At 66.3% G+C, this 24480-nt stretch carries 20 protein-coding genes and 1 pseudogene; 15 read left to right on the top strand and 6 right to left on the bottom strand.

Features of this window, described 5'->3' with window-relative positions:
- Positions 1–118: 118 nt before the first annotated feature.
- The gene (rimO, locus tag J7360_RS07560) at positions 119–1492 is read left to right on the top strand and encodes a 30S ribosomal protein S12 methylthiotransferase RimO (protein WP_209033583.1); all 1374 of its coding nucleotides are present in this window, start codon (positions 119–121) and stop codon (positions 1490–1492) included.
- Between the two features lie 319 nt (positions 1493–1811).
- On the opposite strand, the gene greB is transcribed toward rimO, so the two are convergent.
- Positions 1812–2318: a transcription elongation factor GreB gene (gene greB, locus J7360_RS07555; protein WP_007963950.1), complete on the bottom strand. Its 507-nt coding sequence runs from the start codon at positions 2316–2318 to the stop codon at positions 1812–1814.
- 110 nt (positions 2319–2428) lie between these two features.
- Here greB and J7360_RS07550 point away from each other — a divergent pair, with 110 nt between their 5' ends.
- Complete coding sequence (locus tag J7360_RS07550) at positions 2429–3895, top strand: rhomboid family intramembrane serine protease (protein WP_209033580.1); 1467 nt, start codon at positions 2429–2431, stop codon at positions 3893–3895.
- A 136-nt stretch (positions 3896–4031) separates the two neighbouring features.
- On the opposite strand, the pseudogene J7360_RS07545 reads toward J7360_RS07550, so the two are convergent.
- Positions 4032–5305 (bottom strand): annotated as a pseudogene (locus J7360_RS07545) (hypothetical protein).
- Between the two features lie 354 nt (positions 5306–5659).
- On the opposite strand from J7360_RS07545, the gene nudK reads away from it, so the two are divergent.
- Entirely contained in the window at positions 5660–6280 is a 621-nt protein-coding gene (gene nudK / locus J7360_RS07540; RefSeq protein WP_057661678.1) for a GDP-mannose pyrophosphatase NudK, read from the top strand.
- A 53-nt stretch (positions 6281–6333) separates the two neighbouring features.
- Here the strand turns inward: nudK and J7360_RS07535 are convergent, their stop codons facing one another.
- Positions 6334–7839, bottom strand: coding sequence for a helicase HerA-like domain-containing protein (locus J7360_RS07535; RefSeq protein ID WP_057661681.1), 1506 nt, complete (start codon positions 7837–7839; stop codon positions 6334–6336).
- A gap of 292 nt (positions 7840–8131) precedes the next feature.
- On the opposite strand from J7360_RS07535, the gene J7360_RS07530 reads away from it, so the two are divergent.
- A complete protein-coding gene (locus J7360_RS07530) occupies positions 8132–9715 on the top strand; it encodes a transglycosylase SLT domain-containing protein (protein ID WP_209033578.1) in 1584 nt (527 codons plus the stop codon).
- A 407-nt stretch (positions 9716–10122) separates the two neighbouring features.
- On the opposite strand, the gene asd is transcribed toward J7360_RS07530, so the two are convergent.
- Together asd and J7360_RS07520 are read right to left on the bottom strand one after the other, a co-directional pair.
- Complete coding sequence (asd, locus tag J7360_RS07525; protein WP_007963938.1) at positions 10123–10965, bottom strand: archaetidylserine decarboxylase; 843 nt, start codon at positions 10963–10965, stop codon at positions 10123–10125.
- Positions 10962–11612, bottom strand: coding sequence for an SCO family protein (locus J7360_RS07520; RefSeq protein WP_209033576.1), 651 nt, complete (start codon positions 11610–11612; stop codon positions 10962–10964). The genes asd and J7360_RS07520 overlap by 4 nt, the downstream gene beginning before the upstream one ends.
- A gap of 80 nt (positions 11613–11692) precedes the next feature.
- Here J7360_RS07520 and prmB point away from each other — a divergent pair, with 80 nt between their 5' ends.
- The 8 genes from prmB to J7360_RS07480 all read left to right on the top strand — a co-directional run bounded on the left by prmB (position 11693) and on the right by J7360_RS07480 (position 20546).
- Complete coding sequence (prmB, locus tag J7360_RS07515; protein WP_209033574.1) at positions 11693–12619, top strand: 50S ribosomal protein L3 N(5)-glutamine methyltransferase; 927 nt, start codon at positions 11693–11695, stop codon at positions 12617–12619.
- A 10-nt stretch (positions 12620–12629) separates the two neighbouring features.
- A complete protein-coding gene (gene aroC / locus J7360_RS07510) occupies positions 12630–13733 on the top strand; it encodes a chorismate synthase (RefSeq protein WP_007973642.1) in 1104 nt (367 codons plus the stop codon).
- Positions 13726–14799 carry a D-glycerate dehydrogenase gene (locus J7360_RS07505; protein WP_209033571.1) on the top strand — a complete coding sequence of 358 codons (1074 nt, stop codon included), beginning with the start codon at positions 13726–13728 and terminating at the stop codon, positions 14797–14799. Before aroC ends, J7360_RS07505 begins: the two co-directional genes overlap by 8 nt.
- Positions 14800–14882: 83 nt before the next feature.
- Positions 14883–15908 (top strand): aspartate-semialdehyde dehydrogenase, encoded by a 1026-nt coding sequence (locus tag J7360_RS07500; protein ID WP_007962932.1) that lies wholly within the window; start codon positions 14883–14885, stop codon positions 15906–15908.
- A gap of 691 nt (positions 15909–16599) precedes the next feature.
- Positions 16600–18528, top strand: coding sequence for a FimV/HubP family polar landmark protein (locus J7360_RS07495; RefSeq protein ID WP_209033660.1), 1929 nt, complete (start codon positions 16600–16602; stop codon positions 18526–18528).
- Positions 18525–18932 carry a VOC family protein gene (locus J7360_RS07490; protein WP_007973636.1) on the top strand — a complete coding sequence of 136 codons (408 nt, stop codon included), beginning with the start codon at positions 18525–18527 and terminating at the stop codon, positions 18930–18932. The genes J7360_RS07495 and J7360_RS07490 overlap by 4 nt, the downstream gene beginning before the upstream one ends.
- Positions 18933–19107: 175 nt before the next feature.
- Positions 19108–19881: a tRNA pseudouridine(38-40) synthase TruA gene (truA, locus tag J7360_RS07485; protein WP_007973634.1), complete on the top strand. Its 774-nt coding sequence runs from the start codon at positions 19108–19110 to the stop codon at positions 19879–19881.
- Positions 19878–20546 (top strand): phosphoribosylanthranilate isomerase, encoded by a 669-nt coding sequence (locus J7360_RS07480; protein WP_022559508.1) that lies wholly within the window; start codon positions 19878–19880, stop codon positions 20544–20546. The genes truA and J7360_RS07480 overlap by 4 nt, the downstream gene beginning before the upstream one ends.
- Positions 20547–20924: 378 nt before the next feature.
- Here the strand turns inward: J7360_RS07480 and J7360_RS07475 are convergent, their stop codons facing one another.
- Positions 20925–21851: a LysR family transcriptional regulator gene (locus J7360_RS07475; protein WP_057661691.1), complete on the bottom strand. Its 927-nt coding sequence runs from the start codon at positions 21849–21851 to the stop codon at positions 20925–20927.
- 105 nt (positions 21852–21956) lie between these two features.
- Here J7360_RS07475 and trpB point away from each other — a divergent pair, with 105 nt between their 5' ends.
- From trpB to trpA, 3 genes are read left to right on the top strand one after another with little or no spacing between them, the layout of a single operon-like run.
- Complete coding sequence (gene trpB, locus J7360_RS07470) at positions 21957–23174, top strand: tryptophan synthase subunit beta (protein ID WP_057661694.1); 1218 nt, start codon at positions 21957–21959, stop codon at positions 23172–23174.
- Positions 23175–23218: 44 nt separating this feature from the next.
- Positions 23219–23599: a hypothetical protein gene (locus J7360_RS07465; RefSeq protein WP_022559507.1), complete on the top strand. Its 381-nt coding sequence runs from the start codon at positions 23219–23221 to the stop codon at positions 23597–23599.
- Positions 23600–23642: 43 nt separating this feature from the next.
- Positions 23643–24449, top strand: a complete 807-nt coding sequence (trpA, locus tag J7360_RS07460) for a tryptophan synthase subunit alpha (protein WP_022559506.1) — start codon at positions 23643–23645, stop codon at positions 24447–24449.
- The last annotated feature ends 31 nt before the right edge of the window (positions 24450–24480 follow it).

Raw genomic sequence — 24480 nt, 5'->3', positions numbered from 1 at the left:
AGGGTTCCGCTAAGATGGCCCCGCGTTGCGCGGCATGCGGTTCAGAGCGCCGCCCCCGCACCGCTATAATTGACCCGCTCAGGCCCCAGGCCGCTCCGTTTCCCAGGCTCCTGCTTCCATGTCCCAGCTGAACCCCAAAGTCGGCTTCGTCAGCCTCGGCTGCCCGAAGGCGCTCGTCGATTCCGAACGCATCCTCACCCAGCTGCGTGTGGAGGGCTACGACATCGTGCCCAGCTACGACGCTGCCGATGTGGTGGTGGTCAACACCTGCGGCTTCATCGATTCGGCAGTGACCGAATCGCTGGACGCGATCGGCGAGGCGATGAACGCCAACGGCAAGGTCATCGTCACCGGCTGCCTGGGCAAGCGCCCGGAGCAGATTCGCGAGGCATACCCGCAAGTGCTGGCGGTATCCGGCCCGCAGGACTACCAGAGCGTCATGGAGGCAGTGCACGCCGCATTGCCGCCGCGTCACGACCCGTTCGTGGATCTGGTGCCGGACTACGGCATCAAGCTGACCCCGCGCCATTACGCGTATCTCAAGATTTCCGAAGGCTGCAATCACCGCTGCAGCTTCTGCATCATTCCTTCGATGCGCGGCGATCTGGTCTCGCGCCCGGTGGATGAGGTGCTGCGCGAGGCCGAACGGCTGGTGCGCGGCGGCGTCAAGGAATTGCTGGTGGTGTCGCAGGACACTTCGGCTTATGGCGTGGACCTGAAATATGCCGAGCGCCCGTGGCGCGACCGCCTGTACCAGACCCGCATGAAGGCGCTGTGCGAGGGTCTGTCGGAGCTGGGCGTGTGGACGCGCCTGCATTACGTGTATCCGTATCCGCACGTGGACGACGTGATTCCGTCGATGGCCGAAGGCAGGTTGCTACCGTATCTGGACATCCCGTTCCAGCACGCCAGCCCGCGCATTCTCAAGTTGATGAAGCGCCCCGGCGCGGTGGAAAAAACCCTGGAGCGCGTGCAGCGCTGGAAGGCGATGTGCCCGGAGATCACCGTGCGCTCGACCTTCATTGTCGGCTTCCCCGGCGAGACCGATGCCGAATTCGAATCCTTGCTGGACTTCCTGGATCAGGCGCAGCTGGACCGCGTTGGTGCGTTTGCGTATTCGCCGGTCGATGGCGCCAGCGCCAACGCGCTACCGGACCCGGTGCCCGAAGAAGTGAAACAGGAGCGCCTGGCGCGCTTCATGGCCAAGCAGGCGCAGATCTCTGCGTTGCGTCTGGAGTCCAAGATCGGCAGCGTGCAGCAGTGCCTGGTGGATGTGATCGAAGACGACATCGCGGTGGCCCGCTCGCGTGCCGATGCGCCGGAAATCGATGGGCTGGTGCACATCCAGAACGGTGGCGAGCTCGGCTTGAAGGTGGGCGATCTGGTGGACGTGGAAATCACCGACAGCGACGAGCACGATCTGTTTGGTGATGCACTGCCGTCTGGCCATGCGGTGCAGCCAGGCCGGACCTTGAACCTGCAGATCGTTTAGCCACGGCAGGGCGCCGGCTGGCCGATGGCATCGGTGCTCCCGAGTGCGCCGAGCCGGCGGCGCACACGCCCCCATGGGGACGCCAACCCGTAGGAGCGTGCCTGCGCGCGACCAGGCTTGCTACGCGCGGCCGTCCCGGCACGCCGCGCTGCAAGACCGACATCGCCTGGGCATGACATCGCCGCATGAGGGTGGCCTGCGTGGGAGCGTACCCGCGTGCCACGCGGCAGTCCTGGGCAATGGGTGTTCGGTTCTCCGGGTGTCGATCACGTCGTTGCTGATGCACGGCGCCAGGATCGATCCGCGCCTTGGGTATCCGCTACAGCGAGGCGTAATCCACCGATACCACGACGAATGTGTGCTTGCCGGCCGGCAAATGTGCGTCGAATTCGTCGTCCACGCGCTTTTTCAGCAGGGCGCGCGCCAGGGGGGAGTCGATGCTGATCCAGCCGCGTCCGGCATCGGTTTCGTCCGGGCCGACGATGCGGTAGCGCAGCAGCTCGCCACTGTCGGCGTCTTCCAGTTCCACCTGTGCGCCGAAGAACACTGCGTTCGCGTCGGTAGGTGCGGTATCCACCACGCGCAACGCTTCCAGTCGCTTGCTCAGATAGCGCACACGCCGATCGATCTCGCCGAGCTGCTTCTTGCGATAGGTGTACTCCGCATTTTCCGAGCGGTCGCCTTCGGCGGCCGCTGCCGCCAGGGCCCGCACCACCTCGGGGCGGCGCACGCGCCACAAGTCGTCCAGCTCGGCTTTGAGGCGGGCGTGGCCTTCGGGCGTGATCAGCGCAGTGCTTTTTTCGGCAGGTGGGCGCCAGCGGCTCATGGGTCAGGCAGGTTCGAACGGCGGGGCCGCGATGCTAGCGCGCATGACGTGGTTGCGCATCTTCCGCCGCACAGCGAAGCTTTGCGCCATTCTCGGACACGGACGTTGTCATGCTGATCATGCCGCTGCACAAACCCTGGTCGCGCCAGAACATCCCCTGGGTGACGCTGCTGCTGGTGCTGATCAATGTGGCGGTCTACCTGGGCTACCAGCGCAAGGACGACAGCCTGGTCGAGAGCGCCGTGCACTATTACGTACACTCCGGCTTGGGCGCGCTGGAGGCCGATGCACATACCCGTTACCTGCAGCAGACCGCCGACGCCAAGCTGCGCGCGGCGCGCCAGGCAAAGCTGGACAGCGTGCCTGAGCCGCAACGCGTCGCGTATCTGGCGCACCTGACGATGCACGATGTCGCCTTCGAACACGCACTGCGCAGCGGCACACTGTTCAACGACGACGCGCGCCTGCGCGAATGGCGCGCATTGCGTGCGCACTACGACGCGCGGCTGTCCAGGATATTTACGCTGCGCCATGTGCAACGCAGTTCCGAATGGTCGCCCGCGCGCATGCTGACCGCCACCTTCCTGCACGGCAGCTTCGATCATTTGCTGGGCAACATGCTGTTTCTGCTTGCCCTGGGTACCTTGCTGGAAGGCGCGATCGGCAGCGGCTGGTTCCTGGTGCTGTATCTGCTCGGCGGATTCGGCGCCAGCCTGGCCAGCTTGTGGTGGCGTTGGGGCGAGCCCGGTGGCGGTCTGGGTGCGTCCGGCGCCATCGCCGCCCTGATGGGCGCGTTCTGCATGGTATGGGGCCGTCGCAGGGTGCGCTTTTTCTATTGGTTTTTCGTGGTCTTCAATTACGCGCGTGGCCCGGCGATCCTGCTATTGCCGCTGTGGCTGGGCTGGGAGTTGTACAGCCTGGCATCCAGCGACGACGGTGCAGTCGCCTTCGAAGCGCATGCGGGGGGACTGCTGAGCGGTGCGTTGCTGGGCGCCTTGCTTGTGGTATTGCGGCAAACCCGGCCGGCATTTATGGAGGAGGGAGACACGGTTGCGGTGGACGATCGCTGGGAGCGGGCGCAGCGCCATCTGGGCCGGATGGAAAACGCCGAGGCCGAACATTTGCTGGCGGAGTTGGCGCGCGAGCAGCCGCACAATCTGGAGGTTGCGCTTGCGCGCTATCGCGCGGCACGTCATGCAGGGCGCAGCCAGGACAGCCTGCGCCATGCCGAGACGCTGCTGGCCCTGCACACCCACAGCGCCGAACAGACACGCATCCAGCTGGCAGTCGCCGCCGAACTCAGCAAGGCCAAGACTGCCTGCAGTCTGACGGCGCGCAGGGCGCTGATCGCTGCGTGCATGCGTAACGGCCTGTTGGCCGATGCCGAGCGCCTGTTGAAAGAAAGCGCACTGACTACGCCCCGCGACGAATTAGCCCAACAGTGGTTCGTGCTTGCCTTGCGTCACGGTGAGCTGCAGGACGGTGCGCAACGTACGCGCTTGTTGCGACAGGTGCTGGATCAGTTTCCCGAGCAGGGACAGGCGAACAAGGCGCGCTTTTTGCTTGAGAACGGGTGAGCGATTTCTGCTCGACGCGTGCTCTCTGACTCGCGCGACGCTGGGAGGGCAAGGCCAGTCGAGTTGCCTGACATGCGTGGTTCTGCGCTTGACGGGATCTGTCTGTCTGGAACCTGCAGAAGGAGACTTCAGCCGATCACGCCGGCTGAATCGTCACCGCTTTCAGTGCCGCCTCCAGCTTCGCGCGCAGTGCTTCGTCGTCGCAGCGATCCATTGCGTCCTGCAATACCGCGCGCGCTTGATCATCGCGACCGAAGCGCTCGGCCAGCAGCAAGCCGGCGTCCAGCGACCAGGCGGGCAGCATCGGGTCGCGCGGCCATGCAGCGATGGCGGCCAGCAGGCCATCGGTGACCAGTTGGAACTGCCCGGCCATCTTTGCGCGCTCGGCCAGCAGGTTGGCCTGCTCGGGCGTCAGCGGCGTAAACGTGGCGTCGATGTCCAGCGCTTCGCGCTGCAGCGCGAGCGCGCGCCGTTCCTGCTTTTCCTGCAACAGGCGATTGATGTATTGGCGGGTGTGTTCGCGTAGCTCGTCGTTGCGATGGTGTTGGCGCAGCAGGCGCTGATAGAGCTCGTGCACCGCCAGGCTCACCGCGCGCGAGCGCACCGCGCCACGCAAGGCCTGAAAGGCTTCGTCGGAATGCCCGTCGCGCACATACTGTTCCGCTTCGTCGAGCAGGCGCTGATCCGGGTCGCGGCGTTCGTGCGCGGCCCCGCTGCTGGGCACGTAGCCGAGCTCCTCGTGGTACTGGTACACCAGATACCCCAGCAGGTGAAAGCTGGCGAATAGCGTCCAGATCGAGGTCGCCATGACCGTGGCTTCGCGCACGAGCGGGGGTAGGTATCTGGTAGCGAAAAAGACCGCTGCCGTACCGCTCCCTGGATCACGTAGAGCAGGCCGTAGGCGGCCAGATATGGCCAGCCGATCCGCAGCGCCATGTCGATCGAGACGGCGGGATTGAGCGCCCGGCGCAGGCTGCCGTCGATGGCCAACGAGATCAGCATGCCCGGCAGCAGCAACATGGTGCCCAGATAGGCGATGGTCAGCCCGAACGGGCCGGCGATCACGGCCCCCGCGCCGATCACGATGCCCAGCGCGATGGCCAGCAGGATCAGGCGCAGTACCGCGCTGTCGAAGCTGTTATAGCCCAGGCGTGGCGCATCGGTCTGGCCATCGGCGGTGTGGCGCAGAATGTCGAAGGCATAGGTGTAGGTCGCCATGCCCAGCACACCGGCAATCACCAGTTTCAGGATGCCCGGCAGCACCAGCAATGCGCCGCACAGCGTCAATGCGATCAGCGCATACAGCGCCGAGCCACGCAGCGGGTAGGTGGCGATGGCGGGAATGCGGGTCCAGAACGGTGCAGGCGCAGCCTGCGCGGCCACCGTGCGTGCGCGAAAACGGTCTTCCATGACGCTCCCCAGGCGTGTGATGTGAGCGGATTGTGCGGTGAGGTGCGCCCCCATGCAATTGAGGCAAGGCAAGCCGACGAACCAGGATCGCCAGCGACCGGCGACATGTCGCGGGTATGGTCTGGATAGTGCTGGCCAGGCCATGCATCAGTGCCGGCATTGCATCGGAGCATGCTGTGTCCGACAGTACCGCGAGCGCATCGGCAGACCGTCGATGCGTTGCGTGCGTGACTGTTTCAGGTTCCAGCGGAGCGACGGGTAAAATGGTGGCCCGCCGCACGCTCGCGGTCCTACGAGCGACCGCGCGCGCCGCAACCATGGCACCGCCATCGCTCGCATCACAAGGAGTGTCGCTTGATTCCCTCTGCCACCGGCAACCCGCAGGTCCGCATTCGCAGCATCGATGTGCTCTCGGACAACTGGTATGTGCTACGCAAGGTGACGTTCGATTTCCAGCGCAAGGACGGCCGCTGGCAGTCCTTGTCGCGCGAGGCCTACGACCGTGGCAATGGCGCCACCATTTTGCTGTATAGCCGCGCCAGGCAGACGGTGATGCTCACCCGCCAGTTCCGCCTGCCGACGCTGCTCAATGGCAACCCGGATGGCATGTTGATCGAAGCTTGCGCAGGCCTGCTCGACCAGGACGATGCGCTGACCTGCATCCGCAAGGAAACCGAAGAGGAAACCGGCTACCGGATCGACAACGTGCGCAAGGTGTTCGAGGCCTTCATGAGCCCTGGCTCGGTCACCGAACGCCTGCACTTCTTCGTCGGCGAATACGTCGACGACGACAAGGTCAGCGAGGGCGGTGGACTTGAAGAAGACGGCGAAGAGATCGAAGTGCTGGAGCTGTCCCTGGATGCAGCATTGGCGATGATCGATTCAGGTGAGATCGCCGATGCCAAGACCATCATGCTGTTGCAGTACGCCAAGTTGCATGGTGTGTTGGAGTCCGTCCACGCCAGCACCCGGTAGCCCTTCAGGGCGACGGCGTCATCGAGCCGTGTCGGCGGCGATGATCAAGCCGATCAACGCTTCCCACCAAAAATGCTGCCGAAGATGCCGCGCACGATCTGCTGCCCGATCTTGTTGCCCACCGTGCGCGAGGTCTGCTTGGCCATCGCTTCGAGCATGCCCTGGCGGCGGCTGGTGCCGAAGACCGCGTCCTTGACCGCCTGACCGAAGCCGCTGTCGTGCGCGTCGTCGTCTGCGCGAGTGCGGGCGGGTGGGGCTGCGTTGTGTTCGGCCACCTGTTCGACGCGGCGCGCCAGCAATTCGGCAGCCGATTCACGATTGATCGCGGTGTCGTAGCGGGTGCCGACCGGGCTGGTGGCGCGCACCTGCGCGCGTTCGGTCTCGCTGATGGCGCCCATGCGGCAACGCGGCGGGGCGATCAATGTCTGCTGCACCGGCGCCGGTACGCCCTTGCCCTGCAGCGGCGACACCAGCGCCTCGCCGGTACCCAGGCTGGAGATGGCGGTGGCGACGTCGAGCTTGGGATTGCCGACGAAGGTCTGCGCGGCGGTCTTCACCGCCTTCTGGTCGCGCGGCGTGTAGGCGCGCAAGGCGTGCTGCACGCGATTGCCGAGCTGGCCGAGGATATTGTCGGGAATGTCATCGGGAAACTGCGAGCAGAAATACACGCCCACGCCCTTGGAACGGATCAGGCGCACCACCTGTTCGATGCGCTGCACCAGCGTCGCCGGCGCATCGTCGAACAGCAGGTGCGCCTCGTCGAAGACGAACACCAGTTTGGGTTGTTCCAGGTCGCCCACTTCGGGCAAGCGCTCGAACAGTTCCGACAGCAGCCACAGCAGGAAGGTGGAATACAGCTTCGGCTTGAGCACCAATTGGTTGGCAGCCAGGATGCCGATCACGCCACGGCCATCCGGTGCGACGCGCATCAGTTCGGCCAGCTCCAGCGCGGGTTCACCGAAGAACTGTTCGCCGCCGTCCTGCGACAGGCGCAGCAAGGCGCGCTGGATGGCGGCCACCGATTGGCTGGACACCAGCCCGTAACTGGTGGAGAGCTCCTTGCGCTCTTCGACCACCAGCGCGAGCAGCGCACGCAGGTCGTCCAGGTCCAGCAGCAGCAAGCCGCGGTCGTCGGCCAGCTTGAACACGATATCGAGTACGCCGGACTGGGTGTCGTTGAGCTCCAGAATCCTGGCGAGCAGAGTGGGGCCCATCTCGCTGACGGTGGTACGTACCGGATGCCCGAGCTGGCCATACAGGTCCCAGAACACCACCGGGTTAGCCGCCGGGGCGTAGTCGGTCATGCCCGTATCGTTGGCGCGCTGCAGCACGCCGGGTGCCCCGTCGCCGGCCACGGCCAGGCCGGCGACATCGCCTTTCACGTCCGCCAGGAACACCGGAACGCCCAGCCGCGAGAAGCCTTCGGCCAGGGTCATCAAGGTCACGGTCTTGCCGGTGCCGGTGGCGCCGGCCACCAGTCCGTGGCGATTGCCGAAGCGGGCCTCCAGCACAACCGGGATGTCGTCGGTGACGCCTTTGCCGAGCAGGAACGAGGCCATTGCGCTGATCCGGTGGGAAAGGGTCGATTCTAGCGGGCAATCCCGGCGGGCAATGCCATCCGTCAACTCGGCGGATTCTGGCAGGCAGGCTGGGTCGAACGGGCGACCACGCACACGCCACGCTGCGCCGCCGGCTCACTCAAATCATCGCGGCGGTGAGCCGGTTTGCAGGTGTCGCCTGCATCGATCGCGCCCACCAAGCTAACGGCCCACTGACCCCGGCGGCCCCGCTGCCTTGCCCCGATGTTGCCCCGGCAGCTACCCTGCCTGCCTTTCCGCTGTACTGCCTACGATGCCGCTCGCTCATTTTGGTTTGCGCCCATGGCCTGTCCTGGCCGTGGTGGCGCTGATGTCTGTCGTCCCCGCCGCCCACGCCGTCTCCAAACGCGACACGGAAAAGGCCGCCGCGCTCGATGCGCGCATGGCCGCCGCCGAAAAGCGCTATCGCGATGCGCTGGTGCTGGTGAACAACTCCGACCCCAAGGGCACTGCCGAAGGCGATGCCGCGCTGGAGGACATGGAAGACATCATCGACGCCTGCATCAAGCAGCGTGGTTGCCTGGTGTCCAATCAGTTGGCCACCTACAAGCGACTGCTCAAGGCGCGCGCCGATGCCGAGGCGCCGGCCGCCGAAGATCCGGAGGACGACGACACCCTGCTGCAAGCCGACCCGGACCATCTCGGCCCGGCGTCGAACGGCGTGCCCGAGGCCGCGCGTGCCGCCACGCTGCTCAACGACCAGCGCCACGACTTCGACAAGATGGTGCAGTACAACCCTGCCGTGCAGGCCGGTATCCGGCGTTGGCTCACCGATATGCGCCCGGCGCTGCTGACCAGCTACGAGAACTACAGCAACCTGCGCGGCGTGATGTGGCCGGAATGGCAGAAGCGCGGCCTTCCCGAAGCGTTGCTGTTCGGCATCATGGCCAAGGAATCCAACGGCAAGGTGCATGCCAGCTCGCGCGCTGGTGCAGCCGGGTTGATGCAGTTCATGCCCGCCACCGGACGTCGCTTCGGGCTGGGCCCGGACGGCACCGGCTTCGATACGCGCTTCGATGCACGCAGCGCCGCCGAAGCCAGCGCCGCCTACCTCAACGAGCGCATGGCCGGGCTTAACCGCAGCATCGAGCTGGCATTGGCCGCCTACAACGGTGGCGAAGGCCGTGCCGCGCGCGTGTTTTCGCAGAGCGGCGGGCGCGGCTTTTGGGATCAGGACGTCTACAACCAGTTCCCGGCCGAAACCAAGGACTACGTGCCGATGGTGATCGCGGCGGCGTGGATCTTCCTGCACCCGCGCCAGTACGGGGTGGACTTCCCCAAGCTCGATGCGCAGCCGGCCACGCTCAAGCTGGCCAAGTCGACCACCATCTACGAACTCACCATCTGCCTGGGCAGCATGGGCACACGCGACGGCTACATGCGTGCGCTGCGCAATCTCAACCCGCGTTACGAATCCGATGGCTGGATTCCGGCCGGTACGGTCATCAATGCCACCAACCGCATCGTCAACCTCTACACCCGTTACTGCGTCAATGGCCCGCGTGCGGATCTGGCGCGCACCCTGATCACAGCCGATCTCAACAGCGCGATCGTGCGCAGCAGCAGCGCGCCCGAGTACGTGCCCAGCGTGGCGGTGGGCGATGTCAGCCAGATGGCGGGCGTCCCGACCACCGTCGCCACCGGTCAGCCGGCAGTGGCCAAGCCCAAGGCCAAGCAGGTGCGCAGCTACACCGTCGCCCGGGGCGACACGCTCGGTCGCGTCGCGCAGAAATACCAATGCGAGATCAAGGAGCTGGCCAAGGCCAACGGCTTGAAGGCGCCGTCGTATGCGCTCAAGCCGGGTCAGAGCATCAAACTGGCCGGTTGCGATCGCTGAACCGTGCGCTGGCGGTGCCGTGCTGATCGCGGCACCCTTTAGACGGCGGTGCGCATTGGCCTGAACCCACTGGCGTGGGGCAGGTCAGGCCGCGCAAACGCCGTTTTGCTAGCCGGCACGGGCAGCGTGTTTTCAATTGAAGGTTTGGCAAACGGCGCGCGGGTGTGCGACGCGTTGTCGGGAGTGCCTCGTCGCGGCCAGGTCCGCTCCTACGATGGCGGCGAGGTCGGAACAAGCCTGGTTGCGGCAGGAGCGGACCCGGCCGCGACGAAGCCGTCCAAGTAGCCATGTTGTTTGCCGGATGCTCTTAATTTGAGGCTGAGCAAGATCGCGCGCGCGTAGGGGCGGTGCATCGCCGGAACCGCCTCGTCGCGGCCAGGTCCGCTCCTACGAGGGCGCGTTGCAATTCACTGACGACGGGCGAGTGCCTGACCAAGACGAACCGATGTTTCTGCCGCAAGTCCGCCATCGAGCGTGGCCACACCCGGCGGCAGCAATACAATCACGGTCGAGCCGTAGTTGAAGCGCGCCATCTCCGCGAACTTCTCCAGCACGATGCCCTTGCCGCGATAGTCCTTGCGCGTGATGCGGTCGCCATAGCGCGGAATCTCCACGCCGCTCCAGACCGTCTCCACGCCCGAGACCAATAACGCGCCAACCATCACCGAAGCCATCGGGCCGAACTCGGTGTCGAAGTGACACACCAGCCGCTCGTTGCGCGCGAACAGGCGCGGCACCTTGCGCACTGCATCCGGGCCCACACTGAACAGCCGGCCGGGCACATGCACGGTTTCGCGCAAGGTGCCGGTCCACGGCATATGCACGCGGTGGTAGTCCTTGGGCGACAGATACACGGTGGCGAACAGGCCGTTGTTGAACGGCGCTGCCGCGGCTTCGTCGCCGAGCAATTCTGCAGCAGTGAACGACTGCCCCTTGGCCTGGAAAATGCGGCCGTTCTCGATCGGGCCGAGCTGGCTGATGCGGCCATCGGCGGGCATCAGCAACGCTGCCGGGTCGGCATCCGGCACGCGCGCGCCGGGCTTCAAGGCGCGGGTAAAAAACGCGTTGAAGGTGGGGTAGGCGCGCGGATCCGGCTCCTGTGCTTCGCTCAGGTCCACACCGAACTTGCGCGTCACCGTGTCGATCAACCACTGCTTGGTGGACGGTGTCTGTGAATAGGCCAACGCGCGCGCCAGCGAGGACAGCAACCGGTGCGGCAGCACGTAGGTCAGGGAAGTGACAAGACTCACGGAGTGGTTACCTTGGTCAGCTGTTGGAGGTCGGCGGCAATCGCCTTCGGATCAAGCGGGGGACGGATCAGGCCGGCCAGACGGCCTTGCGGATCGAGCACGGCGATGCCGGCGGAGTGGTCCATGCTGTAGTCGTTGGGATTCTGCGCATAGCCCTTGCCCGGGACTTTCTGGAACACGAAGCCCAGCGCGGTGGCGAAGCGCTCCAGCGCCGGCACGTCGGCAGTGGCGGCCAGGGTGTCCTTGTGGAAGGCATGCGCGTACTCGCCCAGGCGCGCAGGCGGATCGCGCTGCGGGTCCACCGACACGAACAGCACACGCGGGCGCAAGCCATCGGGAATGGCTTCCCATTGCTGTTGCGCCACCGCCAGATCGGTCAAGGTGGTGGGGCAGACATCGGGGCAGAACGTGAAGCCCAGAAACACCAGCGTCCAGTGCCCCTTGAGCTCGCCGGGAACCAGTTGGGTGCCGTCGGACTGGCGCAGGCTGAATTGCGGCAGCGGGCGCGGCTGCGGATAAAAGGTGATGGTCTTGGTGGGTGGCCATGGCGAACTGGGCGCACCACCAAGGAACTTCTGGCCCAGCAACATCCCCAGGCCAGCGGCCAGGGCCACCAGCAGCACGATGCCGGTATTGCGATTGAACATGGCGGTTTCCAGTGCAACGGACGCTCATGATACCGATCCGACCTCTATAATCGGGGGCCGATTCCTCTTTAGTTGTTGCCATGACTGCCGCCGCGGCCGACGAACTGCACACCATCATCGACCTGATCCGCTACGGCACCAGCCGTTTCAACGCAGCCGGTCTGACCTTCGGTCACAGCTACGACAATGCGTTGGACGAAGCCACCCAACTGGTCCTGCACGGCCTGCATCTGCCGCACGATCTGGGTCCGGCCTATGGCCAGGCGCGTCTGCTGCGCTCGGAAAAAGAGCAGGTGCTCGGTCTGTTCGAGCGCCGCATCAACGAACGTGTGCCGGCCGCGTATCTCACCGGCGAGGCCTGGTTTGCCGGCCTGAGTTTCAAGAGCGATGCGCGTGCGCTGGTGCCGCGGTCGCCGATCGCCGAACTGATCGAGGCCGGCTTCGAGCCCTGGCTGGGCGGCCGTGAAGTGACCCGCGCGCTCGACCTGTGCACCGGTTCGGGCTGTATTGCCATTGCGATGGGCCACTACAACCCGCAGTGGGATGTGGACGGCGTGGACATCAGCGACGATGCCCTGGCGCTGGCTGCTGAAAACAAGGCGCGCCTGCATGCCGACAACGTCACCTTGCTCAAGTCGGACCTGTTCAGCGGCCTGGGCGGTCGCCAGTACGACCTGATCGTCACCAACCCGCCGTACGTCACCAACGAGGAAACCGACGCGCTGCCGCAGGAGTATTCCTACGAGCCCGAACTCGGCCTGCGCGCCGGCGACGATGGCCTGGACCTGGTGCTGAAGATCCTGCGCGATGCGCCGCAGCACCTGAGCGAAGACGGCTTGCTGATCTGCGAAGTGGGCGAATCCGAGCAGCACCTGGTCAGGCTGTTGCCGGAAGTGGATCTGGCCTGGGTCGAGTTCAAGGTCGGGCAGATGGGCATCTTCGCGGTGGAATGCCGCGAATTGATCGCCCACGGCGCCCGCATCGCCGAGCTGGCCGCGCAGCGATGAGCCTGCGCGCATGAGTGCCAATTCGTTCGGCAAGCTGTTCACTGTCACCACCTTCGGCGAATCGCACGGGCCGGCGATCGGCTGCGTCGTCGACGGCTGCCCTCCCGGCCTGGAGATTGCGCCGGAAGAGTTCACCCACGATCTGCAGCGCCGTGCCAGCGGCAAGAGCCGGCACACCTCGGCGCGCCGCGAGGCCGATGAGATCGAGATCCTGTCCGGCGTGTACGAAGGCCGCACCACCGGCACGCCGATCGGCTTGCTGATCCGCAATACCGATCAGCGCAGCAAGGATTACAGCAACATCGCCCAGCAGTTCCGTCCCGGCCATGCGGATTACACCTACTGGCAGAAGTACGGCATTCGCGATCCGCGCGGCGGCGGGCGCTCGTCGGCGCGCGAAACCACCATGCGCGTCGCCGCGGGCGTGATCGCCAAGAAGTGGCTCAAGCAACGGTATGGCGTGCTGGTGCGCGGGTTCCTGTCGCAGCTGGGCGAGATCCGCCCGACCGGTTTCGACTGGGATGCGGTGGAGGACAACCCGTTCTTCTGGCCGCATGCCGCGCAGGTGCCGGAGCTGGAAACCTACATGGATGCGCTGCGCAAATCCGGCGATTCGGTCGGTGCGCGCGTGGACGTGGTGGCCGGCGGCGTGCCCGCAGGCTGGGGCGAGCCGATCTACGGCAAGCTCGATGCCGAGCTCGCGGCGGCCTTGATGAGCATCAATGCGGTCAAGGGCGTGGAGATCGGCGACGGCTTCGCCAGCGCCGCGCAGAAGGGCACCGAACACCGCGACCTGATCACCCCGGAAGGCTTTCTCAGCAACCATGCCGGCGGCATCCTGGGCGGGATCTCCACCGGCCAGGCGGTCACCGCCTCGATGGTGCTCAAGCCCACCTCCAGCCTGCGCTTGCCTGGCGCCACGGTGGATGCCGACGGCAGCGTGGTCGAGGTCATCACCACCGGCCGGCACGACCCGTGCGTGGGCATCCGCGCCACCCCGATCGCCGAGGCGATGATGGCGTTGGTGCTGATGGACCAGGCGCTGCGCCACCGTGCGCAATGCGGCGATGTAGGTGAGGTGTCGCCGCGCATTCCCGGTCAGGTCGATGTCTGACGGCCGTCGCGCCAGGGTGTGGGTCAGCCAGCCGCTGTTCGACGATGTCGTCGCGCAGCTGGGCGAGCATTTCGAGCTGACCACCACGCAGCGCGTCAGCGCATATTCGCCGGCCGAGCTGGCTGCGCAACTGGCACCGCTGGACGGCGCCCTGGTCACCCTCAACGAGCGCATCGGCGCAACCGAAATCGCAGCGGCGCCGCTGCTGCGCGCCATCGCCAATGTCGGCGTGGGTTACAACAATCTGGATCTGGATGCGCTGAGCGCGTCCGGCATCCTGGCCAGCAACACGCCCGACGTGCTCACCGAAACCACGGCCGATCTCGGCTTTGCGTTGCTGATGGCCACCGCGCGCCGCATCACCGAATCCGAGCGCTGGCTGCGCGACGGGCAGTGGGGGCAATGGTCGTTCAAGACCATGCTCGGTGCCGATATCCATGGCAGCACGCTCGGCATCCTGGGCATGGGCCGGATCGGGCAGGGCATCGCACGGCGCGGCGCGCACGGCTTCGGCATGCGCGTGCTCTATCACAACCGCAGCCAGTTGCCGGCCGCCACCGAACAGGCGCTGGGCGCACAGTACGTGGATTTCGCCACCCTGCTGGCGCAGTCCGATCACCTGGTGCTGGTGTTGCCATACACCAAGGACTCGCACCACCTCATCGACGCGGCGGCGCTGGACAAGATGCGCGCCACCGCCACACTGGTGAACATCGCCCGCGGCGGCATCGTCGATGAGCTGGCGCTGGCCGATGCGCTGGCCCACGGGCGTTTGGCTGGCGCCGGCCTGGATGTCTACGAAGGCGAGCCGCGCGTGCGGCCGGAACTGCTGGCGCTCAATAACGTGGTGCTCACCCCGCATATCGGCAGCGCCAGCCTGGCCACGCGCCGCGCGATGGTGCAACTGGCGGTGGACAACCTGATCGCTGCGCTGGGCAAAGGCCCTCATGCCGGCCATCCGCCGAGCGCGCTCAACGCCGCCGCGGTTGCCGCTGCCAAACGTGGCGGCACCGGCGCGGATGCGAAAAAAGCCGGCGTCACCGGCACCATCTCGACCAAACGATAGGGAACCTCCGCGGCCAGCATTGGAGGTTCCCCGAACCCAGCGCGCAGTGCTTCCTCATTTCCCCTTTCGATAAAGACAAACTCATGAGCAACGAAAACCGTCGTTTCAACGTCGCGGTCGTGGGCGCCACCGGCGCTGTCGGCGAGACCATGCTGAGCATCCTGGCCGAGCGCAACTTCCCGGTCGCCACCCTGTACGCGCTGGCGTCGTCGCGCTCGGCCGGCGGGCAGGTGGAGTTCAATGGCGGCAAGGTCGATGTGCAGGATCTGGCCGAGTTCGACCCCGCCGGCGTGGACATCGCGCTGTTCTCCGCGGGCGGCAGCGTGTCCAAGGAATACGGCCCCAAGTTCGCCGCGGCCGGTGCGGTGGTGATCGATAATTCGTCGGCGTTCCGATACGACGACGACGTGCCGCTGGTGGTTTCCGAGGTCAATCCGGAAGCGCTCAAGCAGCGCCCGCGCGGCATCGTCGCCAACCCCAATTGCTCGACCATGCAGATGCTGGTGGCCCTGGGCCCCATCCACCGCACCTACGGCATCGAGCGCATCAATGTGGCGACCTACCAGTCGGTCTCCGGCGGCGGGCGCTCGGCGATGGAAGAACTGGGCAAGCAGACCAGCGAGCTGCTGAGCTTCCAGGACATCGACCCGCAGCGGTTCCCGGTGCAGATCGCCTTCAACCTGATTCCGCACATCGACGACTTCCAGGACAACGGCTACACCAAGGAAGAGATGAAGCTGGTCTGGGAAACCCGCAAGATCCTCGGCGACGACAGCATCCAGGTGAACCCCACCGCGGTGCGCGTTCCGGTGTTCTATGGCCATTCCGAAGCGGTGGCGATCGAAACCCGCGACAAGATCACCGTGGAAGCGGCGCGCGCGCTGCTGGCGGCATCGCCGGGCGTGGAAGTGGTGGACGAGCGCGCTCCCGGCGGCTACCCGACGCCGGTCACGCACGCCTCCGGCAAGGATGCGGTGTTCGTCGGTCGCATCCGCGAAGACTTCTCGCACCCGCGTGGCCTGAACCTGTGGATCGTCTCCGACAACATCCGCAAGGGCGCCGCGCTCAACGCCGTGCAGTTGGCCGAACTGGTCGCACAGGAAGGCTGAAGGTCGCGATAAAAGCGACCGCGCAGCCGCTATGCGGGCGTGGCCGGTGCAGGCATCACCCGGCCACTGCGGTGCCGAGCGCGCCGTCCGTACCCGCAGGACGACTGGTCGCGACGTGTGGTCGGCGCTCTGGACCGCCGTGCACGTGCTGGCGCGTGCCGGCGCGCGACGATGCTTTCCGGAGAGGCTCACCGCGCGCCAGCGCTCCGGCTGGGTGCAGTTCGGCGCGTGGAAGTCGGCTCGATTCTCAACCAAAGTTCAATCTGCAGGCGCGCTGCCCATCGCGCGCCTGCAGACAGACGCACGTGCGCGTGTCGCCTCACATCGCACGCCCTGCGCGTCGAGGGACCTTGCAGCTTGCGTCGCGCAGTCATGCCGCCCGCCGCTCGCGCACTCCGTTGCCGGCTCTGGTGACGCGCCATTGGCGCCACAGGTGGCATCACGCGCCTCGTGATGTTGCACCACGCAAGCTGCCGACAAGCCGTTGCGCGCTTGATGCCTCGCGCAGTGTCATCGCCCATCAGCGCTTGCCGGTATGCATTGGCCACGCATGCATGCCGCACTGCGGCAGTGTCGCCGTTACAGCGCTCTGCATCACGGCACCGACTTTTTCGCTCATCCAGCGGCTATATTGATGCCCATGAAACATAGGGGCGGGGGCGCGATGCGTCCGATACAAGGGATAGGTGCGTTGCTGCTGATGGCCTGCAGCGGCGCTGCAATGGCGTTGGGACTGGGCGATATCCGGGTGCTGTCCAAGCCCGGGCAACCGCTGGTGGCCGAGATTCCGGTCATCTCCAACGAGCCGGGCGAACTCGACAACGCGCGCGTGGCACTGGCATCGGCCACCACCTTCGCGCGGGTCGGCCTGGAGCGTCCGCAAGGGCTGGTCAGCAATCTGCAGTTCCAGTTCGCGCAGGACGCGCGCGGGCGTGCGGTGATCCGCGTGACCAGCAGCCAGGCGGTGGACCAGCCGGCGATCAACTTCCTGATCGAAGTGGAGTGGGGCCAGGGCCGGCTGGTGCGCGAATATTCGGCCCTGGTCGATGCGCCCAACACCGCGGCTGCGATCGCCGAGCCGGCCATCGAAGCGCCGCGTGCCGGTTCCAGCAATGCGATTGCACGCGAGCCGGCGCCGGTCGCCGACCGCGCCGCGCAAGACAATGCCAGGACCGAACCGGCCGCGCGTGCAACTGCCAGTACATCTGCTGCGTCTGCCGCGCAGGCCGGCGATGCGTTGCCGGCCGTGCGCGCGGGCCAGACCTTGTCGGAGATCGCCGCGGGGGTGGCGCGTTCCAGCGGGCATTCGCTGGACCAGACCATGCTGGCGTTGCTGCGCACCAACCCGGACGCCTTCATCAACGGCAACATCAACCGCCTGAAGCAGGGCGCGGTGCTGCGCACACCGCAGGAAGACGCGCTTGCCCAGGTCGGTGCGGCCGAAGCGGCGGTCATGGTGCGCGAGCAGGCCGCTCAGTGGCGGCAGGCGCGATCGGCGGTGCCGCAGCCTGCCGAAGCCGGCACTGCCGCTGCCGCAACGCCGCCGGCCGCTACGCCTGGCGCAGCGGCCGGCAACGGCGCGCGGCTCGAAATCGCCCCCGCAGTGGCGAGTCAGACCAACAAGGCCGGCATTACGTCCGGCACCAGTGCCGAAGGCGAGGGCGAGATGGCGGCCAATCAACAGTTGCAGCAGGCCAAGGAAGACATTGCCACCCGCGATGCGGAGTTGCAGGACCTGCAGAGCCGCGTGGCGGATCTGGAAAAGCTCAGGCAGCAACAGCAAGCGCTGATCGCCATGAAGGACAGCGATCTGGCGGCCGCACAGAAGCGCCTGTCTGAAACCCCTGCGACCGCACAACAGGGTGGCGGTTTTCCGCTGTGGTTGATCGGCGGGCTGGTGTTGATCGTCGCTGCCGTGGTGGCGTGGCTGGCCGCGCGCCGTCGCAAGCCCTCACCGCTGCCGCCGTTGCCGCGTCGGCCGTTCGACTTCGTCCTGCCTGGCGCGCCGGTGCAGGCCGCCGAACCGCAAGAGGCGACGCAAACCACCGAGCCCAGCGAGCGCGATGTGGTGCACGAGACAGAATTCGAGCAGACCGATCTGCGCGACGAAGAGCGCGCCCAGGACGCGCACCAACCGTTATCGGACGTGCTGCGTCGCGAGCCGCTGCCGTCCGAACCGGCTGCTGCGTCCACGGCGGTCAACAGCGACGATTGGCGTGCGCTGCGTGCCACGCCGCCGGTGGCGGCAACGCAGGCGCCGCACACCATGCCCGTCGACGAGGCGCAGGCTTCGCCGCACCCGGCGTCCGAAGCCGTGGAGACGAGCCACGCCGACGTCGCGCCTACGATCCGCGATGTCCCGCCTGCGGCGTCGCCAGTCGCGGTGGCCACGCAAGACAGCCTGGATTTCGAGGGTTCGCCTGCGACACCGGGTGCCGCGCCCAGCCCGTCGGCCAGCCGGGACGTCGCCTCGGCCGGGCGCGATCGCCTGGAACTGGCGGTGGCCTACCTGGACCTGGGCGACAAGGACACCGCGCGCGGCCTGCTGGTGGAGGTTGCCGCCACCGGCGACGACGCCACCCGCGCCGAAGCCGCCGAACTGCTGGAACGCCTGGCATGAGCCCGGCGATCGATCGCCTCCCCGCGCAGGAAAGTGATGCACGCGAGCGCCGGATCGACTATGTGGAGTTCGCCTCCACCGATCCGGACGCCAGCCGTGCGTTCTTCGAAGCGGTGTTCGGTTGGCAATTCCAGGCCTACGGCCCGGACTACCTGGCCTTCAACGATGGCCGCCTGGACGGCGGCTTCTACCGTGCAGCCGCGCCAGCGCCGGACGAGGGTGGACCATTGGTTGTGCTGTATGCCGACGCGTTGGCCCCGGTGATCGAGCGCGTGCGTGCTGCAGGTGGGGAGATCGTCAAGCCGGTGTTCGGCTTTCCCGGCGGCAGCCGGTTTCATTTTCGCGAGCCCGGCGGCACCACGTTGGCCGTGTGGTCCGAGCGCAGCGTCGCGTCCGGCGACTGACCACGCGCTTGCGTGCAGGCCGCACGCGCGTCGCAGCGGCTCGGCACCCACCAGGCAATGCGGCTCGTACACTTCACCTTCTTTGCAGCGGCGGGGCTGTGCTGGCCATCGCCGGCGATGGCGGCAGCATGACCGCCACGCAGATTTCATCGATTCACTCATAGGGCAGGTACCGATGCGTTACGCGCTGGGCGTGGAATACGACGGCAGCGAATTTCAGGGCTGGCAGCAGTTGGGCGAGCATGGCGGGCCGAGCGTGCAGGCCAGCCTGCAGGCGGCCTTGTCGTCGGTCGCCGATGCGCCGGTGCAGGTGGTCTGCGCCGGGCGCACCGACGCCGGCGTGCATGGCGAATGCCAGGTGGTGCATTTCGACAGCGACGCACGCCGCGAGCCGCGTGGCTGGATGCTGGGCACCACTGCGCGCCTGCCGCCGTCGATCGCCGTGCGCTGGTGCGTACCGGCCGCCGATGACTTCCACGCGCGCTTTTCCGCGCGCGCGCGTCGTTACCGCTATCGCCTGCTCAATCGGCAGATTCGCCCGGCACTGTATCGGCAGACCCTGAGCTGGGAGCGTCGCCCGCTCGATGCCGATGCCATGCATGGCGCAGCGCAGGCCTTGTTGGGCGAGAACGATTTCAGCGCGTTCCGCAGCGTGCAATGTCAGGCCTTGCACGCGCGCCGTCACCTGCAGGCCATCCATGTGCAGCGTTTCGGCGAGGTGGTGGAGGTGCAGGTCCAGGCCAATGCATTCCTTCATCACATGGTGCGGAATATTGTGGGTTCGCTGATTTTGGTCGGTACCGGCGAACAGCCGGCCGACTGGATCGCGACGTTGCTCGCCGGACGCGACCGCACTGTGGCCGGCCCGACAGCGCCGCCACAAGGTCTGGTATTTATCGGACCTCTGTATCCTGCAGAGTGGCATCTGCCTGCTGAGGTGACCCAATGAATCGATCGCTGTACCGCACCCGTATCAAGTTTTGTGGCATGACCCGCGCCGGCGATATCCGCCTGGCCGGCGAACTGGGTGTGGACGCGGTAGGTTTCATCTTTGCGCATGGCAGCCCCCGGCGCGTGGCGCCGGCCGAGGCGCGCGCGATGCGCCAGGCCACTGCGCCGATGGTCGATGTGGTGGCATTGTTTCGCAACAATTCGAAAGAAGAAGTGCGCGAAGTGGTGCGCACCGTGCGCCCGACCCTGTTGCAATTCCATGGCGAGGAAGACGACGCGTTCTGCCGTAGCTTCAACCTGCCGTATCTCAAGGCGGTGCCGATGGGCAGCGGCGGCGTGAATGGCGAAGACGCCAACGCGCGCACGCTGCAATTGTCCTATCCCAATACCGCTGGTTTTCTGTTCGACAGCCATGCGCCCGGCGCTGGCGGCGGCACCGGCAAGACCTTCGACTGGTCGCGCTTGCCCACCGGCTTGCATCGTCCGTTCCTGTTGGCCGGTGGCATCAACGCCGACAACGTGTTCGACGCCATCGTGGCCACGTTGCCCTGGGGCGTGGATGTTTCCAGTGGGGTGGAGTTGGCGCCTGGCATCAAGGACGGCCACAAGATGCGCAAGTTCGTTGAGGAAGTACGGCGGGCGGATTGTCACGAGATGTCGTGAAGGTGGGATTCGGGATTCGGGAGTCGTAACAGCAGGCGCGTAACGCGGCTTGGTCGTTTGGATAGCTAGCAGTGCGCGTGTGCGTTAGCGTGCTTTCCGAAAGCCGAATGCCGAATGCCGATCTAGAGACCTTCCCGCACCTTGCGTCTATCTCGCTGGACACAGCCGCGGTTTCGCCATTTGAGGCGATTTAACGAGCGTTCGCGCCCTAGATGGCGTTCCCTCAGGCCGAGCCGCAAATGACGTTTTTGTGTCTTCTGGCTAGTTGTGCCGATGCGTGGCCTTCCGCTCGGCAGGTATAGCACCTGACGGTACACACGCTCGTCGCGAGGCGTGGGCGGGCGATGCAGTATTGCACCGAACATCCGCGATAGCCGCTCAGGCTTTCGTTGCATCCATGGCCGGAAACTTGTGCTGATCTTCCGCCAGCGCTTTTCCTAGCCAACCTGCCAGCCGTTCGATACGTGGATCGGGGTTGCGCTTGGCAGCGCACAACACCCAGCGGCCATGCGTGGCGTTGAATCCCCACGGCGCCAGCAGGCGCCCGGCTGCCAGGTCCGCGGCGACCAACGGCTGCGGCGCAATCGCGATCCCCAGGCCAGCGGCAGCGGCTTCCAGCAGATACACCAGGTGCTCGAATTCGGTGCCGAAGCGCAGCGCCTCAGGAGCCAGCCCGTGCGCCTGTGCCCATTCCGGCCAGGCCTGCGGGCGCGAGCGGGTGTGCAGCAGCGCGTGATCGCCGAGCACGGCCGGGTCGCTTCCCTCGATCTGCAAGATTGATGCGAGCTGCGGATTCAGCACCGGCCCAATCCACTCCACGCCCAGCGCGTGCACCTGCCATTCGCTCGGCCAGGGTGGTGTGTCCAGCAGCAGGGCGGCATCCAGACCGTCCAGGTCCGGTCCAGGGGGCTGTTCGCTGGCCGACAGATGCAGGCGCACGTCCGGCAGCTCTTGCTGCAGCAGTCCCAGGCGCGGAATCACCCAGCGCGCCAGCAAGCTGCCCGAACATCCCAGCACCAGCGGCGCCTCGGCGGCCGGGCGTTGTAGTCCCGCCCAGGCCTGACCAATCACGCCAAAGCCTTCGCCGGTGGCATCGCGAAGCCGAACCCCTGCCGCGGTCAGCATCAGGCCGCGGCCCTGGCGTGCAAACAGCGCGGTGCCCAATGCCTGTTCCAGCGAACGCACATGCCGGCTGACGGCGCCATGGGTGACGTGCAGTTCCTGGGCAGCACGGCTGACGCTCTGCAAGCGCGCGGCAGCTTCGAACGCGCGCAGCGCCGCCAGCGGGGGAAATGAGCCACTCATATGTGATTCCAGGTCACAGGTTGCAGCAATCTTATCGATTTATCGCATGCCGCGGCTGCGCTAAAGTGACGCCTCTCGTATGACGCATTGCTGCAGAGGATTTCCATGTCGGCCCAGCCCATCAGTGACTTTTACGCCTATCCGGATGCTGCCGGCCACTTCGGCAAGTTCGGTGGCCGTTTCGTCGCCGAAACCTTGATCGGCCCGCTGCAGGAACTGTCCGCCGCCTACGATCAGGCGCGGCAGGATCCGAGTTTCATCGCCGAATACGACAAGGACCTCAAGCATTACGTCGGCCGGCCCAGCCCGATCTACCACGCCGAACGGCTCAGCCGTGAAGTGGGTGGGGCGCAGATCCTGCTCAAGCGCGAAGACCTCAACCACACCGGCGCGCACAAGATCAACAACACCATCGGCCAGGCCCTGCTGGCCAGCCGCATGGGCAAGACCCGCATCATCGCCGAGACCGGCGCCGGCCAGCACGGCGTCGCCAGTGCCACCGTGGCGGCACGCCTGGGCCTGGAATGCGTGGTCTACATGGGGGCCACCGATATCGAGCGGCAGAAGATCAATGTCTACCGCATGAAGTTGCTCGGCGCCACGGTGATCCCGGTGACTTCCGGCTCGGCCACGCTCAAGGACGCGCTCAACGAAGCCATGCGCGACTGGGTGACCAACGTGCGCGACACCTTCTACATCATCGGCACCGTGGCCGGCCCGGACCCATACCCGCGCATGGTGCGCGACTTCAATGCCATTGTCGGCCGCGAGGCGCGCGAACAGATGCTGCAGGACCATGGCCGGCTGCCGGATGCGATCAGTGCCTGCGTGGGCGGCGGCAGCAACGCGATCGGTCTGTTCCATGCCTTCCTCAATGATCCGGGCGTCAAGATCTATGGTGCCGAAGCGGCCGGCGATGGCATCGCCACCGGCCGCCATGCCGCCTCCATCGCCGCCGGGCGCCCGGGCGTGCTGCACGGCAATCGCACCTATGTGATCTGCGACGACGACGGCCAGATCACCGAGACCCATTCGATCTCCGCTGGCCTGGATTACCCCGGTGTGGGCCCGGAGCATTCGTTTCTGTCCGACAGCGGTCGCGCGGTGTATCAGGGCATCACCGACGACGAGGCGATGGCCGCCTTCCATCTGCTGGCGCATACCGAAGGCATTCTTGCCGCGCTCGAGTCCAGCCATGCGGTGGCGCAGTCGATCAAGCTTGCGCGCGAGCTGCCCAGGGATGCGTTGGTGCTGTGCAATCTGTCGGGGCGTGGCGATAAGGATGTGCACACCATCGCGGCGCGCGAGGGGATCGCTCTTTAGGAGTGGCGGCGGCGACTTCTCTCTCCGGATGCAGGGACGCGGCGATGCTCGAAGGAATGCTCCAGCTGGTGGCCGAGGCGCTGTTGCAGGCCTTGGCCGAGCTGCTGATCGAACTTGGCCTGCACTCTGTCGCCGAGTCGTTCGAGCGCAGGCCCTCGCCAGGGCTGGCGGCAGTCGGCTACGCAATCCTGGGTGCGTTACTTGGCGGTGTCAGTCTTTGGCTGCTGCCGCAGCACCTCACTGCGACCTTTGGCGCGCGACTGGCAGCGCTGGTGATCGCGCCGCCGGTCGCCGGTGGCCTGATGGCCGCGCTTGGTGCGTGGCGCGCGCGCCGCGGCGACCCGGTGCTGCGCATCGATCGATTTTCCTACGGCTACCTGTTTGCGCTGTGCTTTGCGCTGATGCGGTATTTCTTTGCCGCCTGAGGTTAGATGGCGGCCGGCTTTCCTCCCTTGTTCGAGTGATTTCATGCGTCGTATCGATTCCTGCTTCGCCGAGCTGCGCGCCAATGGGCGCAAGGCACTGATCCCTTTCATCACCGCCGGCGACCCATCGTTGGAAGCCACCGTACCGGTGATGCACGCGCTGGTGCGCGCCGGTGCCGATGTGATCGAGCTGGGTGTGCCGTTCTCCGACCCGATGGCCGACGGCCCCACCATCCAGCGCAGCTCCGAGCGCGCGCTGGCTCGTGGCGCTGGCCTGGCGTATGTGCTGGAAGCGGTGCACGAGTTCCGTCGCGACGATGCCACCACCCCGGTGGTGCTGATGGGCTACCTCAACCCGATCGAGATCCATGGCACGCGACGCTTCGCCGAGGCCGCGGTCGCCGCGGGCGTGGATGGCGTGCTGCTGGTCGACCTGCCGCCGGAAGAAGCCGGCGAAACGCGCGCCATCTTTACCGAGGTCGGGTTGGCGCTGATCGCACTGGCCTCGCCCACCACCAGCGAGCAGCGCCTGGATATGTTGTGCAGCACCGCGCAGGGCTATCTGTACTACGTCAGCTTTGCCGGCGTCACCGGCGCCTCCAATCTGCTCGACACCCATGCCGCCAGCGACCGCCTGCGCCAGCTGCGTCAGCGTGCCGGCGCGCCAGTGGTGGCCGGCTTCGGCATCAAGGATGCGGCCAGCGCCGCTGCCATGGCCGTGGATGCCGACGGCGTGGTGGTGGGCAGTGCATTGGTCGCTGCTTTGGCGGACGCGGGCGAGGTCCGCAGCGCCCGTGAACGCGCCGAAGCGTTCCTGGCCCCGTTGCGCCAGGCGCTCGACCAGGGATGAGAACCGAGCGTCTTTCCCACCGCTAGAGGGA

It is taken from the genome of Xanthomonas sp. D-99 (genome assembly GCF_017746145.1).
GTDB lineage: Bacteria > Pseudomonadota > Gammaproteobacteria > Xanthomonadales > Xanthomonadaceae > Xanthomonas > Xanthomonas cissicola.
Note: the sequence above shows the minus strand (reverse complement) of the source record. Positions and strands in the feature narration are given on the sequence as shown.

What these genes read in the sequence shown, in the direction of transcription:
- rimO (WP_209033583.1), top strand. Translation starts at nt 119, where the DNA reads ATGTCCCAGCTGAACCCCAAAGTCGGCTTCGTCAGCCTCGGCTGCCCG.
- greB (WP_007963950.1), bottom strand. Translation starts at nt 2,318, where the DNA reads ATGAGCCGCTGGCGCCCACCTGCCGAAAAAAGCACTGCGCTGATCACG.
- J7360_RS07550 (WP_209033580.1), top strand. Translation starts at nt 2,429, where the DNA reads ATGCTGATCATGCCGCTGCACAAACCCTGGTCGCGCCAGAACATCCCC.
- J7360_RS07535 (WP_057661681.1), bottom strand. Translation starts at nt 7,839, where the DNA reads ATGGCCTCGTTCCTGCTCGGCAAAGGCGTCACCGACGACATCCCGGTT.
- J7360_RS07530 (WP_209033578.1), top strand. Translation starts at nt 8,132, where the DNA reads ATGCCGCTCGCTCATTTTGGTTTGCGCCCATGGCCTGTCCTGGCCGTG.
- J7360_RS07520 (WP_209033576.1), bottom strand. Translation starts at nt 11,612, where the DNA reads ATGTTCAATCGCAATACCGGCATCGTGCTGCTGGTGGCCCTGGCCGCT.
- prmB (WP_209033574.1), top strand. Translation starts at nt 11,693, where the DNA reads ATGACTGCCGCCGCGGCCGACGAACTGCACACCATCATCGACCTGATC.
- aroC (WP_007973642.1), top strand. Translation starts at nt 12,630, where the DNA reads ATGAGTGCCAATTCGTTCGGCAAGCTGTTCACTGTCACCACCTTCGGC.
- J7360_RS07505 (WP_209033571.1), top strand. Translation starts at nt 13,726, where the DNA reads ATGTCTGACGGCCGTCGCGCCAGGGTGTGGGTCAGCCAGCCGCTGTTC.
- J7360_RS07500 (WP_007962932.1), top strand. Translation starts at nt 14,883, where the DNA reads ATGAGCAACGAAAACCGTCGTTTCAACGTCGCGGTCGTGGGCGCCACC.
- J7360_RS07490 (WP_007973636.1), top strand. Translation starts at nt 18,525, where the DNA reads ATGAGCCCGGCGATCGATCGCCTCCCCGCGCAGGAAAGTGATGCACGC.
- truA (WP_007973634.1), top strand. Translation starts at nt 19,108, where the DNA reads ATGCGTTACGCGCTGGGCGTGGAATACGACGGCAGCGAATTTCAGGGC.
- J7360_RS07480 (WP_022559508.1), top strand. Translation starts at nt 19,878, where the DNA reads ATGAATCGATCGCTGTACCGCACCCGTATCAAGTTTTGTGGCATGACC.
- J7360_RS07475 (WP_057661691.1), bottom strand. Translation starts at nt 21,851, where the DNA reads ATGAGTGGCTCATTTCCCCCGCTGGCGGCGCTGCGCGCGTTCGAAGCT.
- trpB (WP_057661694.1), top strand. Translation starts at nt 21,957, where the DNA reads ATGTCGGCCCAGCCCATCAGTGACTTTTACGCCTATCCGGATGCTGCC.
- J7360_RS07465 (WP_022559507.1), top strand. Translation starts at nt 23,219, where the DNA reads ATGCTCGAAGGAATGCTCCAGCTGGTGGCCGAGGCGCTGTTGCAGGCC.
- trpA (WP_022559506.1), top strand. Translation starts at nt 23,643, where the DNA reads ATGCGTCGTATCGATTCCTGCTTCGCCGAGCTGCGCGCCAATGGGCGC.